The 15,369-nt window shown below is 43.8% G+C and carries 12 protein-coding genes and 1 riboswitch; all 12 genes read left to right on the plus strand.

Annotated elements, in window-relative coordinates; genetic code table 11:
* Positions 1 to 12: 12 nt before the first annotated feature.
* Positions 13 to 125, plus strand: a riboswitch (SAM riboswitch).
* 74 nt (positions 126 to 199) lie between these two features.
* The 12 genes from ACXAEY_RS04225 (at position 200) to leuB (ending at position 15,359) form a co-directional block, all read left to right on the plus strand.
* Positions 200 to 1,978: a PLP-dependent aspartate aminotransferase family protein gene (locus ACXAEY_RS04225; RefSeq protein WP_474810643.1), complete on the plus strand. Its 1,779-nt coding sequence runs from the start codon at positions 200 to 202 to the stop codon at positions 1,976 to 1,978.
* 21 nt (positions 1,979 to 1,999) lie between these two features.
* Positions 2,000 to 3,004: an aliphatic sulfonate ABC transporter substrate-binding protein gene (locus ACXAEY_RS04230; protein WP_474810644.1), complete on the plus strand. Its 1,005-nt coding sequence runs from the start codon at positions 2,000 to 2,002 to the stop codon at positions 3,002 to 3,004.
* An 18-nt stretch (positions 3,005 to 3,022) separates the two neighbouring features.
* Entirely contained in the window at positions 3,023 to 3,853 is an 831-nt protein-coding gene (locus ACXAEY_RS04235; protein WP_474810645.1) for an ABC transporter permease, read from the plus strand.
* A gap of 12 nt (positions 3,854 to 3,865) precedes the next feature.
* Positions 3,866 to 4,621, plus strand: coding sequence for an ABC transporter ATP-binding protein (locus tag ACXAEY_RS04240; protein ID WP_474810646.1), 756 nt, complete (start codon positions 3,866 to 3,868; stop codon positions 4,619 to 4,621).
* Positions 4,618 to 6,267 (plus strand): acetate--CoA ligase, encoded by a 1,650-nt coding sequence (gene acsA / locus ACXAEY_RS04245; RefSeq protein ID WP_474810647.1) that lies wholly within the window; start codon positions 4,618 to 4,620, stop codon positions 6,265 to 6,267. Before ACXAEY_RS04240 ends, acsA begins: the two co-directional genes overlap by 4 nt.
* Before the next feature lie 14 nt (positions 6,268 to 6,281).
* Entirely contained in the window at positions 6,282 to 7,484 is a 1,203-nt protein-coding gene (locus ACXAEY_RS04250; RefSeq protein WP_474810648.1) for a homoserine dehydrogenase, read from the plus strand.
* A gap of 663 nt (positions 7,485 to 8,147) precedes the next feature.
* Positions 8,148 to 9,053 carry a branched-chain-amino-acid transaminase gene (gene ilvE, locus ACXAEY_RS04255; RefSeq protein ID WP_270179926.1) on the plus strand — a complete coding sequence of 302 codons (906 nt, stop codon included), beginning with the start codon at positions 8,148 to 8,150 and terminating at the stop codon, positions 9,051 to 9,053.
* A gap of 365 nt (positions 9,054 to 9,418) precedes the next feature.
* A complete protein-coding gene (gene ilvB, locus ACXAEY_RS04260; RefSeq protein WP_474810649.1) occupies positions 9,419 to 11,134 on the plus strand; it encodes an acetolactate synthase large subunit in 1,716 nt (571 codons plus the stop codon).
* Positions 11,131 to 11,652, plus strand: a complete 522-nt coding sequence (ilvN, locus tag ACXAEY_RS04265) for an acetolactate synthase small subunit (RefSeq protein ID WP_270179924.1) — start codon at positions 11,131 to 11,133, stop codon at positions 11,650 to 11,652. Before ilvB ends, ilvN begins: the two co-directional genes overlap by 4 nt.
* Positions 11,653 to 11,681: 29 nt before the next feature.
* On the plus strand, positions 11,682 to 12,707 hold the full coding sequence (ilvC, locus tag ACXAEY_RS04270; protein WP_270179923.1) for a ketol-acid reductoisomerase: 1,026 nt from the start codon (positions 11,682 to 11,684) through the stop codon (positions 12,705 to 12,707).
* The gene (locus ACXAEY_RS04275) at positions 12,694 to 14,235 is read left to right on the plus strand and encodes a 2-isopropylmalate synthase (protein ID WP_270179922.1); all 1,542 of its coding nucleotides are present in this window, start codon (positions 12,694 to 12,696) and stop codon (positions 14,233 to 14,235) included. Before ilvC ends, ACXAEY_RS04275 begins: the two co-directional genes overlap by 14 nt.
* Before the next feature lie 17 nt (positions 14,236 to 14,252).
* On the plus strand, positions 14,253 to 15,359 hold the full coding sequence (leuB, locus tag ACXAEY_RS04280; RefSeq protein WP_474810650.1) for a 3-isopropylmalate dehydrogenase: 1,107 nt from the start codon (positions 14,253 to 14,255) through the stop codon (positions 15,357 to 15,359).
* Positions 15,360 to 15,369: the final 10 nt, after the last annotated feature.

Here is a 15,369-nt window from a genome sequence, read left to right on the forward strand (position 1 = left end):
CTAAATAAATCACTCTTATCCAGAGAGGCAGAGGGACTGGCCCGATGATGCCCGGCAACCTTTAAGCAAGATGCTTAAAAAGGTGCTACTTCCTGCAGAATAGCTACTATTCTGAGAGATAAGAGGAGGCAAAAGCCCTCTTCTTATTGAAGTGGGCTTTTTTTATATTTACTACAACACAATTACTGGAGGAATTACGATGACACAACAATATCAGTTCGACACACTTTCCCTACACGGAGGCCAATCCCCAGATCCAACGACTGGCTCGAGAGCAGTACCGATTTATCAAACGAGCTCGTACGTTTTTCATGATAGTGAACATGCCGAGCGATTATTTTCCCTTGATGAACCAGGAAACATTTACTCCCGGATTGGAAATCCCACGGTGGATGTTTTTGAGAAACGAATGGCTCTGCTTGAAGACGGGGTCGCAGCGGTTGCAACTTCATCAGGTCAGGCAGCAATCGCACTTTCTATTCTGAATATCGCAAGTGCGGGTGACGAGATCGTAGCGGCTTCTAACTTATACGGCGGTACTTATAACTTATTTGCGGTAACCCTCCCGAGATATGGGATCAACGTAAAGTTTGTCGATCCAACAGATCCAGAAAACTTTAGAAAAGCGATAACTGATAAAACAAAAGGCGTTTTCGCTGAAATCATCGGGAACCCAAGCTTGTCTGTACTGAATGTAGAAAAAGTCTCAGCAATCGCACATGGAGCAGGCATTCCATTGATCGTCGATAATACGTTTGCCACTCCATACGCATGTAAGCCACTCACTTTAGGAGCAGATATCGTTGTACATTCTGCGACGAAGTGGATCGGTGGCCACGGTACATCGATTGGAGGAGTAGTCATCGACGGAGGTCGTTTTAATTGGAACTTTCCGAAGTTTCCAACGTTCACTGAACCTGACGATAGCTACAACGGCATTCGCTATGCGATTGATTTTGCGACTCTTGCGTTCAGCACAAAATTACGTGTCCAGCTCCTTCGAGACTTTGGGTCTTGTTTGAGTCCATTCAATGCCTTTCTTCTTTTACAAGGACTTGAGACGCTTCATCTCAGAGCGGAAAAACATAATGAGAATGCACTTAAGCTAGCAACCTATTTACAAGATCATCCTGCAGTAGAGTGGGTGAGCTATCCTGGTCTCCCAAGTCATCCTTCCTATCATGATGCGAAAGAAATTTTAACGAATGGTTTTGGTGCAGTTGTGAACTTTGGCATAAAAGGAGGAAAGGAAGCAGGGCGTAAGCTCATTGATCATGTTTCACTTTGGTCTCACCTTGCAAATGTGGGGGATGCGAAAAGCTTGATCATTCATCCAGCGAGTACGACTCATCAGCAGTTGAGTAGAGAGCAGCTAGAGAAAGCGGGAGTAAAAGAAGAACTGATTCGCCTATCTGTCGGTGTAGAAGGTGCAGACGATTTAATCTTCGACTTGGATCAATCGCTTCGTAAAGCGGCAGGTCTAGAAACGGATACTCGTATCGTCATCAATGATGAAGGTGAAATTCAATGGGCACTTCAAAGTCCTTATGAAAAAGAAGTGATCGATGGTGTTGAAACGCAAAGACAGAAAACACTTGCCGTCGTTGGTCTAAGTGGGAACGAATCGCGACCGAGTCACCGATTAGCAAGGAAGATGCAAAGGCTAGGTTACAAGATAATCCCTGTGAATCCGAAGGCAGATACAATCCTAGGTGAAAAAGCGTATCCCGATTTAAAAAGTGTCCCACATTCAATTGATGTCGTGCAGGTGTTTAGAAGTCCTGAGGCAGCTGTTGAAATCGCAAGAGAAGCAGGGGAGATCAAGCCACGCATATTCTGGCTGCAAGAAGGGGTGGTATCTGAAGAAGCTGCACAAATAGCAGCAGACGCTGGTTTACAAGTTGTTCATAATCGATGCACATATAAAGAAGCCCAGAGGCTAAGAGGCACGATTTCAACATATGCATGTGAACTTTAAAAAGGAGAGGGAGAAACCATTATGAAGAGAATTCCATGGATTGATTTAAGAAGTTTCGTTGCACTCGCACTGATCGCGGCGTTGATTATTAGTGCAGGCTGTTCTTCTTCAGACGCTTCTTCAAAAGAAGGGCCTGATGAAATCAGAGTGGATTACGCTTACTATTCTCCTACTAGTCTTGTCGTGAAGAAGCAAGGGCTTCTTGAAGAGGAGTTTGAGGACGAGGACATCAACATCGAATACGTATTGAGTCAAGGAAGTAACAAAGCGCTTGAATTCTTAAATAGTAACAGTATTGATTTTGGTTCAACGGCAGGTGCAGCGGCACTGATGGCAAAAGCAAAAGGAGCACCGATTAAAAACGTGTATATTTATTCAAAGCCAGAATGGACAGCACTCGTTACTGGAAAAGATTCAAGTATTCGTAGTGTAGAAGATTTAAAAGGTAAAAAGGTAGCCGCAACGCTCGGTACGGATCCTTACATCTTCTTGCTCCGTTCTTTGAATGAAGTGGGGTTAACTCAAGATGATATCGAACTTGTGAATCTTCAACATGGAGACGGGGCATCTGCCTTAAGTACTGGTCAGGTAGATGCTTGGGCAGGACTGGACCCTCATATGGCGCGTCTTGAACTAGAAACAGGAGCAGAACTTTTCTATCGAAATGCAGATTTGAATACGTATGGTTTCTTGAACACACGGACAGAGTTTGCTGAAAAATATCCTGAACACGTGAAACGAGTGATTAGCGTTTACGAGAAAGCTAGAAAATGGGTGATCGAACACCCGGAAGAGGCAGCTGAGCTATTAGCTGAAGAAGCTGATATCCAACTTGACGTAGCAAAAAAGCAGCTTGAAAGAAATGATTTTTCAAGTCCCGTTCCTGGTGAAGAACAGAAGAAAGCGATTGTTGAAGCAGGAAACGTACTACAAAAAGGGGAGATTATTGAGCCAGATGCTGATATTGAAACGTTAACGGATGAATTGATCGATCCATCGTTTGCGGAAGAAGTCATCCAGAAATAGAAAGGGGATAAGAGATCCATGGCAAAAAACCATACGGAAGCAATCCCCTTAAAGGGGGTTACGGGTAAAGCCTCGCCTAAACCGTTCAATTTACATCCGATTCTTATAGGAAGTATTCTCCCTTTCATATTGTTAGTTGTTTGGGAAACGCTGAGTCGGTTAGGGGTGATCCCTTCCTATCTACTTCCAGCTCCAACAGTAATCTTTAACACGATTGTCGATCTAGGAGCTGATGGCTCTCTCTTTGGCCATATTGGAATCACGCTTTATCGGATTTTCTTAGGTTTTCTCTTAGGAGCGGGGGTTGCCTTAATACTCGGATCTTTTGTAGGGATTTATCGTAAAGCTGAGCAATTTTTTGATCCGATCATCCAAGCCTTTCGCTCGATTCCATCGCTAGCCTGGGTTCCTCTTTTTATCTTATGGATGGGGATCGCAGAGGCATCGAAAGTGACACTGATTGCAGTAGGCGTGTTTTTTCCAGTCTATCTGAATGTTGTTAGTGGAATTTTGAGCGTCGATCGTCAATTGATCGAAGTAGGAAAAATGTATGGATTAAATAGTTATCAATTAGTAAAACGAATTATTCTCCCTGCTTCACTACCTTCATTTCTTATCGGCCTTAGAAGTGGTCTAGGGCTTGGATGGATGTTTGTCGTTGCAGCTGAATTGATGGGTGCAAGTCAAGGATTAGGATATTTGCTGGTTCTTGGGCAGAACACATACTCACCAGAGCTAATTATTGCAAGCATCGTTCTCTTTGCTCTGCTTGGAAAAGTGAGCGATGCGATATTGAAGGTAGTCGAGAACAGATCGCTGCATTGGCAGGATCGAATGGAACAGCGGTAAGGGGGAGTAAAAATGAGTTTACAAATACGAAATGTGAGTAAAGAGTTTGAGAGTCGAAAAGCCATTAGCAACATTTCGTTTCATGCAGAAAGTGGCGAAATCATCGGGATACTTGGAACGAGTGGGTGTGGGAAGAGTACATTGCTACGAGCGATTTCAGGATTAGATACATCGTATACCGGCGATGTCATCATCGATGGAGAGGTGTGCAACCATGTTGATGAGAAATTAGGATTCATTTTTCAGCAGCCGAGGCTTATGCCATGGTTATCCGTCATAGACAACGTATCGTTTGGTTTAAAAGGAACGAGAGAAGAGAAGCGCTCAAGCGCAGCGAAGTACCTTGATCTTGTTGGCCTAAAAGGCAATGAAAAAGACTTTCCAAAACAGCTTTCTGGTGGAATGGCGCAGCGTGTTGCGATTGCAAGGGCGCTTGTAACATCCCCGCAGTATTTGTTATTAGATGAGCCTTTTAGCGCACTCGACGCATTTACGAAAATGAAGCTTCAAGATCTATTGTTAGAAATATGGGAGTCTTACAAAACAACGATTCTGCTCGTTACTCATGACATTGAAGAAGCGCTATACCTTTGTGACAGGCTCATCATTCTTAAGGGTCAGCCTGGAAGGAAAGAAGAAGAAATCATAATCGATGAACCACGACCTCGATCTCGAGGAAGTGTAAAACTCGCAGAATACAAAGAACAAATTTTAGAGAGGTTGGAATTGACCACACCTGCAACCGTCAGTGGAGGGACCAGCATATGAGCATTACACTACCAAAACAGATTTCATCTCAAGCGAAGTATACGAACCTTGAAAGTTATGAAGAAGCATACGCAACATTTCAGTGGGAAAGTGTCGATCATTTCCTCCATCGTTCTGGGAAAATGAACGTCGCTTATGAATGCATCGACCGACACGTTGAAAATGGATTTGGAAATAAAGTTGCATTGCATTATGTTAATGAAGATGAAAAAAGATCGTTAACGTTTGAAGAAGTGAAAATCAAGACGGATCATTATGCCGCTGTGTTAAAAAAGCATGGGGTAAAAAAAGGAGAAAGGGTTTTTGTTTTCCTCCCTAAAAATCCTGAATGCTATATTGCCATACTCGCAGTGATTAAGATCGGGGCGATCGCAGCTCCTTTGTTTGAAGCATTTATGGAAGAAGCTGTGAAGGATCGCATCATCGATTGTGGAGGTACAGCGCTCCTTACCGATCGAGAACTTCAGAAAAGAGTGCCTGCAAATGAAATACCTACTCTTCGTCTTATTCTCACAACCGAAGAGGTGGAAAGAACTCAGGTAGACGAAGAGCCACGTATAGAGTGGGCAGATCCGGAGGATGGTTTTTTACTTCACTATACAAGTGGTTCAACAGGAAAGCCAAAGGGCGTTCTTCATGCTCAACGCTCCTTGGTTCACCATTTTCAGTCAGGTAAATGGGTACTTGATATAAAAGATACAGACGTGTATTGGTGCACCTCTCACCCTGGGTGGGTAACAGGAAGCGTATATGGATTGTTTGCTCCCTGGTTAAATAAAGCTACGATCGTCATTAACGGAGGCCGCTTTAAAGCTGAGGATTGGTATAGCTTAATCGATGAGCTGAAAGTCACAATCTGGTATAGTGCACCAACTGCGTTTCGCATGTTGATGGCAAAAGAAGATATAGTAGAAAACTATCGCTTAACATCATTACGACACATTTTGAGCGTAGGAGAACCATTGAACCCAGAAGTGATTCAGTGGGCATCCCGGGTATGGGGGCAACGAATTCATGATACGTGGTGGATGACAGAAACAGGCGGACACCTGATCGTGAATTTCCCTGGTGAGAAGATTAAGCCTGGTTCGATGGGACGGCCGTTTCCAGGTGTAAAGGTTGGGATCCTGGATGAGAACGGAAACGAGGTTCCTGTCGGAAATACAGGACAGCTTGCTATTCAAGCACCGTGGCCAGGATTAATGAAAACGATCTGGAACAACAAGGAGAAGTATGAAAGCTATTTTCCTTATTCAGGTTGGTATGTGTCAGGTGACCTAGCTTATAAAGATGAGGAAGGATTTATATTCTTCCAAGGTCGAGATGACGATATGATCAATTCTTCAGGTGAACGAATCGGTCCATTCGAAGTTGAGAGTCAATTGATCACCCATCCTGCTGTTGCTGAAGCAGGCGTGGTAGGTAAACCCGATAAACTCCGAGGTGAAATCGTTAAAGCCTATATCACTTTGCGATACGGTTATAAAAAAAACGACCAACTTCTAGATGAGATTCGCCAACATGTAAGAAAAAATTTGGCTGCCCATGCGGCTCCAAGAGAAATAGAAGTACTCGATGAGCTTCCTAAAACCAAAATTAGCGGAAAAATATTAAGAAGAGTACTAAAAGAATGGTCAGCACAATAACGGGGGTGGAGATGATGGAAACATTACATGTAGCGTTAATTGGTTTTGGAACAGTAGGCAAAGGGGTTTATGAGAGTATTGGAAAACAGCGTGAACAATTGGAGGCTTTACTGCGAAAAAAGGTGTCGATAGAAGCGATTTTGATTCAAAACGGTGAAATAAAGCGAGAAGTAGACGATCGCGTGTTGGTGACGACGGATGTTGACGAGTTATTAAATCTCCCAAAGCTTGATGTCGTATTCGAAGCGATTATAGGAGTTGAACCTGCACATACGTATTTGTCTAGATTCATAGAAAAAGGCTGTCATGTTATTACGGCGAATAAAGAATTACTTGCTACTTCGGGTAATGAACTTAGGAAGTTAGCAGAAAAGCACAACGTAGGACTTAGATATGAAGCGGCAGTTGCAGCATCTATTCCGATTCTTAGCACGCTGCGAGAAGGAATCAGAAGTAACCAGATTAAAGAGATAAGCGGAATTCTGAACGGAACTTCTAATTTCATTCTCAATGAGTGTCAAGTGAGCGGGTTGTCTTTTGAAGAAGCACTCCGGTTAGCACAAGAGAAGGGATATGCGGAGGCTGACCCTACGAATGACGTCGACGGCTGGGATGCATTTTACAAGATTCTCATTCTCTCTGATCTTGTTTATGGAAAACAGCCTGAATGGGAAAGTATCACTAGAAAAGGAATTAGGGAAGTGACCAGCTTTGATATTAAGAAAGCTGAGGCACTTGGTCTTAGAATTAAACATATCGCAAATCTTCGTTTGCAAAAGGAAGAGCCAGTTATTACGGTTGAGTCAGTTGCAGTTTCTGAAGCCCATCCTTTTTTCAATGTGACAGGTGTTAACAATGCTCTATCTGTTGCAGGTAATCTCGCAGGTAACATAACGTTAACTGGTCAGGGTGCAGGAGCAGATCCTACAGCGAGCGCAATGGTAGAAGATTTATTAAGCATCGACCGAAACAGCACTGAACCGGTTTACTATTCCCGAATAGAAAAGGGGAATGCTGTTGAAGAGGACTTCTTGTTGATCGGAGACGATTCAGAAGTAAGGGGACTCGAAGTACTTCCTACCTCAGAAAAAGGAGCTTACTATGTCACAGGCAAAAGAAGTGAAGTAGAAGCATTACTGGAACATAGTAAAGCGAGCCTCTATCCTCTCCAAGGTCTGACCCTAAATCATTCTACTTCTAGATTAGCGGTTGTTTAGTTCCTCCCCCTCTCGAACTGAGAGGATTCAACCTGTTGGGAAACCTAGGATATTCTATTCCCTACAAGGTAGGAGTTAGATAGGTCTATTAACTTAAGAAAATTTTTCTGAGCGATTATGTTATTCACGTCAATGCAAGTTAGTTTTTTATTTGAATTAAAGATTTGAGCACAATGCAGATTGGAGCGGAAGGATGCTCGACTCCTGCGGGAGCAGCGGGACGGGTCCACAGGAGCGTAAGCGACGAGGAAGCTCACCGCCCGCCCCGCGGAAAGCGAGCATCTGGAGCGGAAATCTCACTATATCGTTGGTAGGAGCTTTAAAGCTTTCACGACAGACTGTCCCCTCTCAAATTGAGAGGGGGTTTTTACTTTTTTACAATGTAAGCGCTTTAATAAAATTTACAATAGAAAACTTGATGTCATGTAATCTCACTCTAGATGGGATTGTAAGCGGTTGCAAATAAACAGATATATCTAAATAGTCTAAAAACTTTCAGAAAGGGTGTTGACCTTCTGTGGAAACGGGAGTATTATTGTCCTCAATTAAACAAATTATTTAAACAATTCACACACATTGAACAAGGACCTGACTCGCTTTGGTCCTTGAAATTAAACTTGACGCTTTAATGCGTCTATTACCAAAAGGAAAGGAGTGAACAAGGTGAGTGAACAATGGATCTACCTTAACGGAGAATTTGTAAAAAAAGAAGATGCCAAAGTATCGGTATACGATCATGGCTTTCTATACGGCGATGGGGTGTTCGAAGGAATTCGCATGTATGACGGAAACGTATTCCGACTAAAAGAACATCTTCAGCGACTTTTCGACTCAGCTCATTCAATCATGCTAAATATTAACTATACGATGGAGGAACTGACTGACATTATCGTTCAGACATTGAAGAAAAACGATCTTCAAGATGCTTACATTCGTATTGTTGTATCACGAGGCGTGGGAAATCTTGGGCTTGATCCATTCACATGCAAGGAGCCTCAAGTGATTGTTATTGCAGAATCACTAGCCTTGTTCCCTAAACATCTTTACGATACAGGAATTGAGATCGTAACGGTAGCAAGTCGAAGAAACCGTTCGGACGTTCTTAGTCCTAAAGTGAAATCATTAAATTACTTGAACAATATTTTGGTGAAAATCGAAGCGAACCTTGCCGGTGTGAGCGAAGCACTCATGCTAAATGATCAAGGCTATGTTGCGGAAGGTTCTGCAGATAATATATTCATTGTCAAAGGTAACGTAATTAAAACGCCACCTGGGTATGTTGGCGCACTAGAAGGCATTACGCGAAATGCCATCATGGAACTAGCGAGAGAAAAAGGATATGAGATGCGAGAAGAAACGTTCACTCGACACGATGTGTATGTTGCCGATGAAGTTTTCCTTACTGGAACAGCTGCAGAAGTGATTGCAGTCGTTAAGGTAGACGGAAGAGTAATCGGTGAAGGCCGACCAGGTAAAACGACGAACAACCTTCTAAAAGCTTTCAGAAATATTGTGACAACAGATGGCGTAAGCGTATACCCATCTAAGCGAGACGTTCAAGCGGGTTAAGGATTCAAAATTAAATACACAAAATCAATGACGAGGTAAAAGGTGCAGGATCGAGTGGTTACCAGAGAGCCGGTGTAGGTGGAAGCCGGTATTACTCCCTGCTCCGACATCCCCTCTGAGTGTTGATCTGAATTGAGCTACTTAGGATCAGCCAGGTGTTTTACAACACTTGTTATTAAAAAACAGCATTAGCTGTTACTGAGGTGACGAAGTTTGTCACAAATGTAGGGTGGTACCGTGAAAGTCTTTTCGCCCCTACGGACCGTATAAAGCGGCGTGGGGATGAGAAGGCTTTTTTTCTTTAGCAATAACCAGTTCATACAGGATGAAAAAGCTCATCAATAAGCATTGGAGGGATCAACAGTATGCGGGCGAAGGCAAGAAATGAAGCCGAAGCTGTTACAACGGAGATGACCGGAGCGGATATTCTGATCGATTCATTGAAGAAAGAAAATGTTGAAGTGCTGTTTGGCTATCCGGGAGGTGCGGTTTTATCAATTTATGACGCACTCTATCGTTCACCGATCAAGCACATCCTATCAAAGCATGAACAAGGTTCGATTCATGCTGCAGAAGGGTACGCGAGAGTAAGCGGTAAGCCTGGTGTTGTCATTGCTACATCTGGTCCTGGTGCGACGAACCTCGTGACAGGCATTACTGACGCCATGATGGATTCGCTGCCAATCGTTATTTTTACAGGTCAAGTTGCGAGCAATGTGATCGGCACAGATGCTTTTCAAGAAGCTGATGTTATGGGGATCACATCTCCGATTACAAAGCATAATTTTCAGGTGCGCGATGTAAAAGACCTTCCTAGAATCATTAAAGAAGCTTTTCACATCGCCTCCACAGGGCGACCAGGCCCAGTCCTCGTTGACATCCCTAAAGATGTTTCGAATATGAAAATGGTTCCAGGTGATGAGTCCAAGGTGAATCTGCCAGGCTATCAACCAACCTTTTCTCCTAATGTCTTACAAATTAAGAAACTAGCAGATGCAATAGGAACAGCGAAGAAACCGGTTATTTTAGCTGGTGCTGGGGTTCTTCACGCGAATGCTGGGAAAGAGTTGCGTGCATTCTCTGAAAGGCACGAAATACCTGTAGTCAACACTCTCTTAGGCTTAGGAAGCTATCCAGGAAAGCATCCACTGTTTCTTGGGATGGGCGGAATGCATGGTACGTATACAGCCAACATGGCGCTTTATGAATGCGATCTACTCATCAGCATCGGAGCGAGATTCGATGATCGCTTAACAGGAAACTTGGATCATTTTGCTAGGCATGCAACGGTTGCTCATATCGATGTTGATCCAGCAGAGATCGGGAAAAACATTCCTACCCAAATACCGATTGTTTCAGACGCGAGGGAGGCGCTTATAAGTTTACTCGATACAGAAACACGAACCCCTGAGACGGAGGAGTGGCGCAAACAACTTGCCCAGAAGAACGAAGACTATCCACTTTGGTACAAATCGAACACAGAAGAATTCTTGCCTCAGCGCGTAATCGAGCTCGTCCATAAGCATACGAAAGGGGACGCCATCATCACGACAGATGTCGGGCAACACCAAATGTGGGCAGCTCAATATTATTCTTTTGCTGATCCGAACAAATGGGTGACTTCAGGGGGATTAGGAACGATGGGCTTTGGTTTTCCGGCTGCGATCGGTGCCCAGCTAGCGTTTCCAGACCAAACCGTCGTCTCGATCACTGGAGATGGAGGGTTTCAAATGACGCTTCAAGAACTTTCCGTTCTTCAAGAGCTGAACCTGCCTGTAAAAATAGTCATCGTGAACAATCAATCGCTAGGTATGGTGCGACAATGGCAGGAAGCTTTCTATGAACAGCGTTACTCTCAGTCTCTTATACCGGTTCAACCTGATTTCGTAAAGCTAGGTGAAGCTTATGGAATCAAAGCTTATCAAGTGCATACAGAGGAAGAGGCTGAAGCAGTCTTCAGTGAAGCTTTCGCCCATAGAGATCCTGTATTGATCGACTGCAGGGTAAGTGGTACTGAGAATGTATATCCAATGATAGCGCCTGGTAAAGGTCTTCATGAAATGATCGGGGTGAAACCATGAAGCGAATTGTGACAGCTACAGTCATCAACCAAAGCGGGGTATTAAACCGAATCACTGGGTTGATGACGAAAAGACAGTTCAACATCGAGAGTATCACAGTTGGTCATACCGAAACGGAAGGTATTTCAAAAATGACGTTTGTGGTGAATGTTGAAGGCGATGGAAAGATTGAACAGCTGATCAAACAGTTAAACAAGCAAGTAGATGTATTGAAAGTGTCTGACATCACAGATCAAGCCATCGTTGTAAGAGAACTCGCGCTGATCAAAGTCGTTAGCAATGCACAGGTCAGAAGCGAACTATCGGGAATAATCGAACCATTTAGAGCTTCTATCATCGATGTAAGCCGTGAAAACTTAACAGTTCAAGTAACGGGGGATTCAGATAAGATCGAAGCGATCATCGATCTTTTGCGACCATACGGAATTAAAGAGATGGTTCGTACGGGAATCACAGCTTTCCCAAGAGGTAGTCAAAGATCTGTAACTGATCTAAAACAGTATTCAATTCTTAATTAATCAACCAAAATTAGAAGGGATGGAGAATCATGGCAAAAGTTTACTATAACGGAGATATTAACGAAGGTGTACTGAAGGATAAGAAAATCGCGGTAGTTGGGTACGGTTCACAAGGGCATGCACATGCACAAAACCTAAGAGAAAGCGGATTTGACGTAACGATCGGCCTACGAAAAGGACGTTCATGGGATCAAGCAGCTGAAGACGGTTTCGATGTAAAAACTGTTAAAGAAGCAAGTGAAGAAGCAGATGTCGTAATGGTTCTTCTCCCGGACGAACATCAGCCGGATGTCTATAAACAAGAAATTGAGCCAGGTCTTAAAGCAGGCAATGCACTTGTCTTTGCTCACGGCTTCAACGTTCATTTTAATCAAGTTGTTCCTCCGTCAAATGTGGATGTCTTCCTAGTTGCACCTAAAGGTCCAGGGCACCTTGTAAGAAGAACATTCGCTGATGGTGCTGGTGTTCCTGCATTGTTCGGTGTTTACCAAGACGTGACAGGAGAGGCGAAAGAACTTGCTCTCGCTTATGCAAAAGGAATCGGCGGAGCGCGTGCAGGAGTACTTGAAACATCATTTAAAGAAGAAACAGAAACAGATCTATTTGGAGAGCAAGCTGTCCTTTGCGGCGGTCTAACGTCACTTGTTAAAGCTGGATTCGAAACGTTAACTGAAGCAGGATACCAGCCAGAAGTCGCTTACTTTGAATGTTTACACGAGCTGAAGCTTATCGTGGATTTGATGTATGAAGATGGAATTGCCGGTATGCGTTACTCGATCTCAGATACAGCTCAGTGGGGTGACTTTGTATCAGGACCACGCGTTGTGGATGCAGATACAAAGCAGCGTATGAAGGATATCCTAGAAGAAATCCAAACAGGAAAGTTTGCGAAAGGATGGATTCTAGAGAACAAGCTGAACAGACCTGAGTACCATGCGATCAATGAGAAAGAAAAGCAGCACCCTATCGAACAAGTTGGAAAAGAACTAAGAGCAATGATGCCGTTCGTTAAGCCAAAATCCAAGAAGGAAGTGGTTTCAAGTGCAAAAGATTAATGTATTCGATACGACGCTTAGAGATGGAGAACAGTCAGCGGGTGTCAATCTGAATGCATTAGAAAAGCTCGAAATCGCGAAACAGCTTGAGAGACTAGGAGTCGATATTATGGAAGCGGGTTTCCCAGCCGCTTCCAAAGGCGACTTCGAGGGTGTGAAGAACATTGCAGATACTGTACGAAATGTTTCTGTAACTGGTCTTGCTAGAGCGAATAAAACAGACATCGATACAGCATGGGAAGCCTTGAAAGGCGGTGCGGATCCAAGGCTTCACGTATTTCTTGCGACATCTCCGATACACATGACACACAAGTTGAAGAAGACGCCTGACCAAGTGGTAGAAACAGCAGTTGAAGCTGTGAGGTATGCCAAGACGATGTTTCCGAAGGTTCAATGGTCTGCAGAAGATGCGTGTCGTTCAGACCGAGCGTTCCTTGCAAAGATCATTACTGAAGTGATCGAAGCTGGTGCTACTGTCATAAATATACCTGACACTGTAGGGTATCGTAGCCCGCAAGAATATGGTGAACTATTCACTTATTTGAAAAACAACGTACCTAATATCGATCGAGTGGCACTTTCTGCTCATTGTCATGATGATTTAGGAATGGCTGTAGCAAACTCTCTAGCTGCGATCGAATGCGGTGCTACTCAGATTGAAGGAACGATCAATGGGATCGGTGAGCGTGCAGGGAATGCTGCGATCGAAGAAGTAGCGGTTGCCCTTCGAATAAGAAATGATTTCTACAACGCTGAAACGAACTTGAAATTAGATGAAATTAAACGAACGAGTACGCTAGTCAGTAAGCTGACTGGAATGGCGGTGCCGGGAAATAAGGCGGTTGTTGGAGCAAATGCGTTTGCCCATGAATCAGGAATCCACCAAGATGGCGTTCTTAAAGAGAAATCCACCTATGAAATTATTAGTCCTCAATTGATAGGTGTTCAATCGAATAGTCTTGTTCTAGGTAAGCATTCTGGTAAGCATGCTTTCAAAGATAAAGTGAAAGAGCTTGGTTTTGTTCTGGATGACGCGAAGATTCTTGAGGCTTTTTCAGACTTCAAAGACCTTGCCGATAAGAAAAAACACATTACCGAGGAAGATCTGATCACCCTTCTTACAGATATTCAAACCGATGAAACAGTTGAGAAATATGAGATTCATAGTATTCAAGTACAGTATGGTACTGCTAACATTCCGACGGCAACCATTTCGATGGTCTCACCTGATGGATCGATGCTGCAACAAGCTGGAACGGGTTCAGGTAGTGTAGAAGCAATCTATAACACGATCGAGCTGATGATTCCGGGTACGTTACAACTACAAGACTATCGTTTAAGCTCAGTCGGTGGCGGGCGTGATGCTCTAGCTGAAGTCCATGTACGGGTATTGTATAACGGAATCGAATCGAGTGGTAGAGGTACTGCCCAGGATGTATTAGAGGCTTCGGCCAACGCATATCTAAATGGAGTGAACCGTACGCTCGCTCGTGAAAATTATTTAGTGAAAAAGCAAGCTCACGTTTAAAAAGGAGGTTATATAGGATGAAGAAAACAGTTGCGGTATTACCAGGAGACGGAATTGGCACAGAGGTGATGGAGGGAACGATCAAGGTTCTCAATGCCGTAGCAGATCGATTCGGCCATGTGTTCGAATTTCAAAAAGGCGTCATCGGGGGCGTAGCGATCGATGAAACAGGCGAACCGTTGCCTAAAGAAACACTAGATATGTGTAAGCGATCTGACGCTGTACTTTTAGGCGCTGTAGGCGGACCGAAGTGGGATGATCTGCCTGGAAGACTTCGTCCTGAAAAAGGCCTTCTAACAATTAGAAAAGAGCTTGAATTGTTCGCAAATCTACGTCCGGTCAAAGCGTATGACAGTCTTTTAGACGCATCACCGTTAAAGGAAGACCGCATCAAAGGCGTCGATATGCTGATTTTAAGAGAATTAACGGGTGGCTTGTACTTTGGTACACCGAGTGAACGGAGAGAAGGTGGAGAGCGCGTAGTCGATACGCTTTCTTATACGCGTGAAGAAATCGAGCGCATCGTAGAACAAGGATTTAAAGCAGCTAGGAAACGAAAGAAGAAGCTGACGAGTGTCGACAAAGCGAATGTTCTAGAATCGAGCAGGATGTGGCGTGAAATCGTAAATGAAAAAGCAGCCTCATACCAGGACGTGGAAGTTGAGCATATGCTTGTGGATGCTGCAGCGATGAAAATTGTTCAGAATCCTGCACACTTTGACGTAATCGTAACAGAGAATCTTTTTGGAGATATCTTGAGTGACGAAGCTTCGATGATCACTGGGTCTTTAGGGATGCTTCCATCTGCAAGCTTAAGAAAAGATGGGTTTGGCATGTATGAACCAGTACACGGTTCAGCGCCCGATATCGCTGGTAAAAACCTTGCCAATCCACTAGCGATGATCTTATCTGCATCGATGATGTTAAACCATTCGTTCAATATGAAGGAAGAATCTGATGCGATCGATAAAGCTGTGATGGAAGTTCTTGAAGCAGGGTATTTCACAACTGATCTTGCGGGTGTTGGAAAGCGAAGTCTAAGTACTGATAAGATGGTCGATCAAGTTATCTTTCAACTAGCAGAAGATAATGCTACGGCTGGTATCATGGAAGCTTATGCGTGACAGTGAGGAG

The sequence above is a fragment of the Anaerobacillus sp. ABA4_114 genome, from assembly GCF_056159065.1.

Bases quoted from the DNA above. Each gene is read 5' to 3' on its own strand.
- ACXAEY_RS04225 (WP_474810643.1), top strand. From the start codon at position 200: ATGACACAACAATATCAGTTCGACACACTTTCCCTACACGGAGGCCAA.
- ACXAEY_RS04230 (WP_474810644.1), top strand. From the start codon at position 2,000: ATGAAGAGAATTCCATGGATTGATTTAAGAAGTTTCGTTGCACTCGCA.
- ACXAEY_RS04235 (WP_474810645.1), top strand. From the start codon at position 3,023: ATGGCAAAAAACCATACGGAAGCAATCCCCTTAAAGGGGGTTACGGGT.
- ACXAEY_RS04240 (WP_474810646.1), top strand. From the start codon at position 3,866: ATGAGTTTACAAATACGAAATGTGAGTAAAGAGTTTGAGAGTCGAAAA.
- acsA (WP_474810647.1), top strand. From the start codon at position 4,618: ATGAGCATTACACTACCAAAACAGATTTCATCTCAAGCGAAGTATACG.
- ACXAEY_RS04250 (WP_474810648.1), top strand. From the start codon at position 6,282: ATGGAAACATTACATGTAGCGTTAATTGGTTTTGGAACAGTAGGCAAA.
- ilvB (WP_474810649.1), top strand. From the start codon at position 9,419: ATGCGGGCGAAGGCAAGAAATGAAGCCGAAGCTGTTACAACGGAGATG.
- ilvN (WP_270179924.1), top strand. From the start codon at position 11,131: ATGAAGCGAATTGTGACAGCTACAGTCATCAACCAAAGCGGGGTATTA.
- ilvC (WP_270179923.1), top strand. From the start codon at position 11,682: ATGGCAAAAGTTTACTATAACGGAGATATTAACGAAGGTGTACTGAAG.
- leuB (WP_474810650.1), top strand. From the start codon at position 14,253: ATGAAGAAAACAGTTGCGGTATTACCAGGAGACGGAATTGGCACAGAG.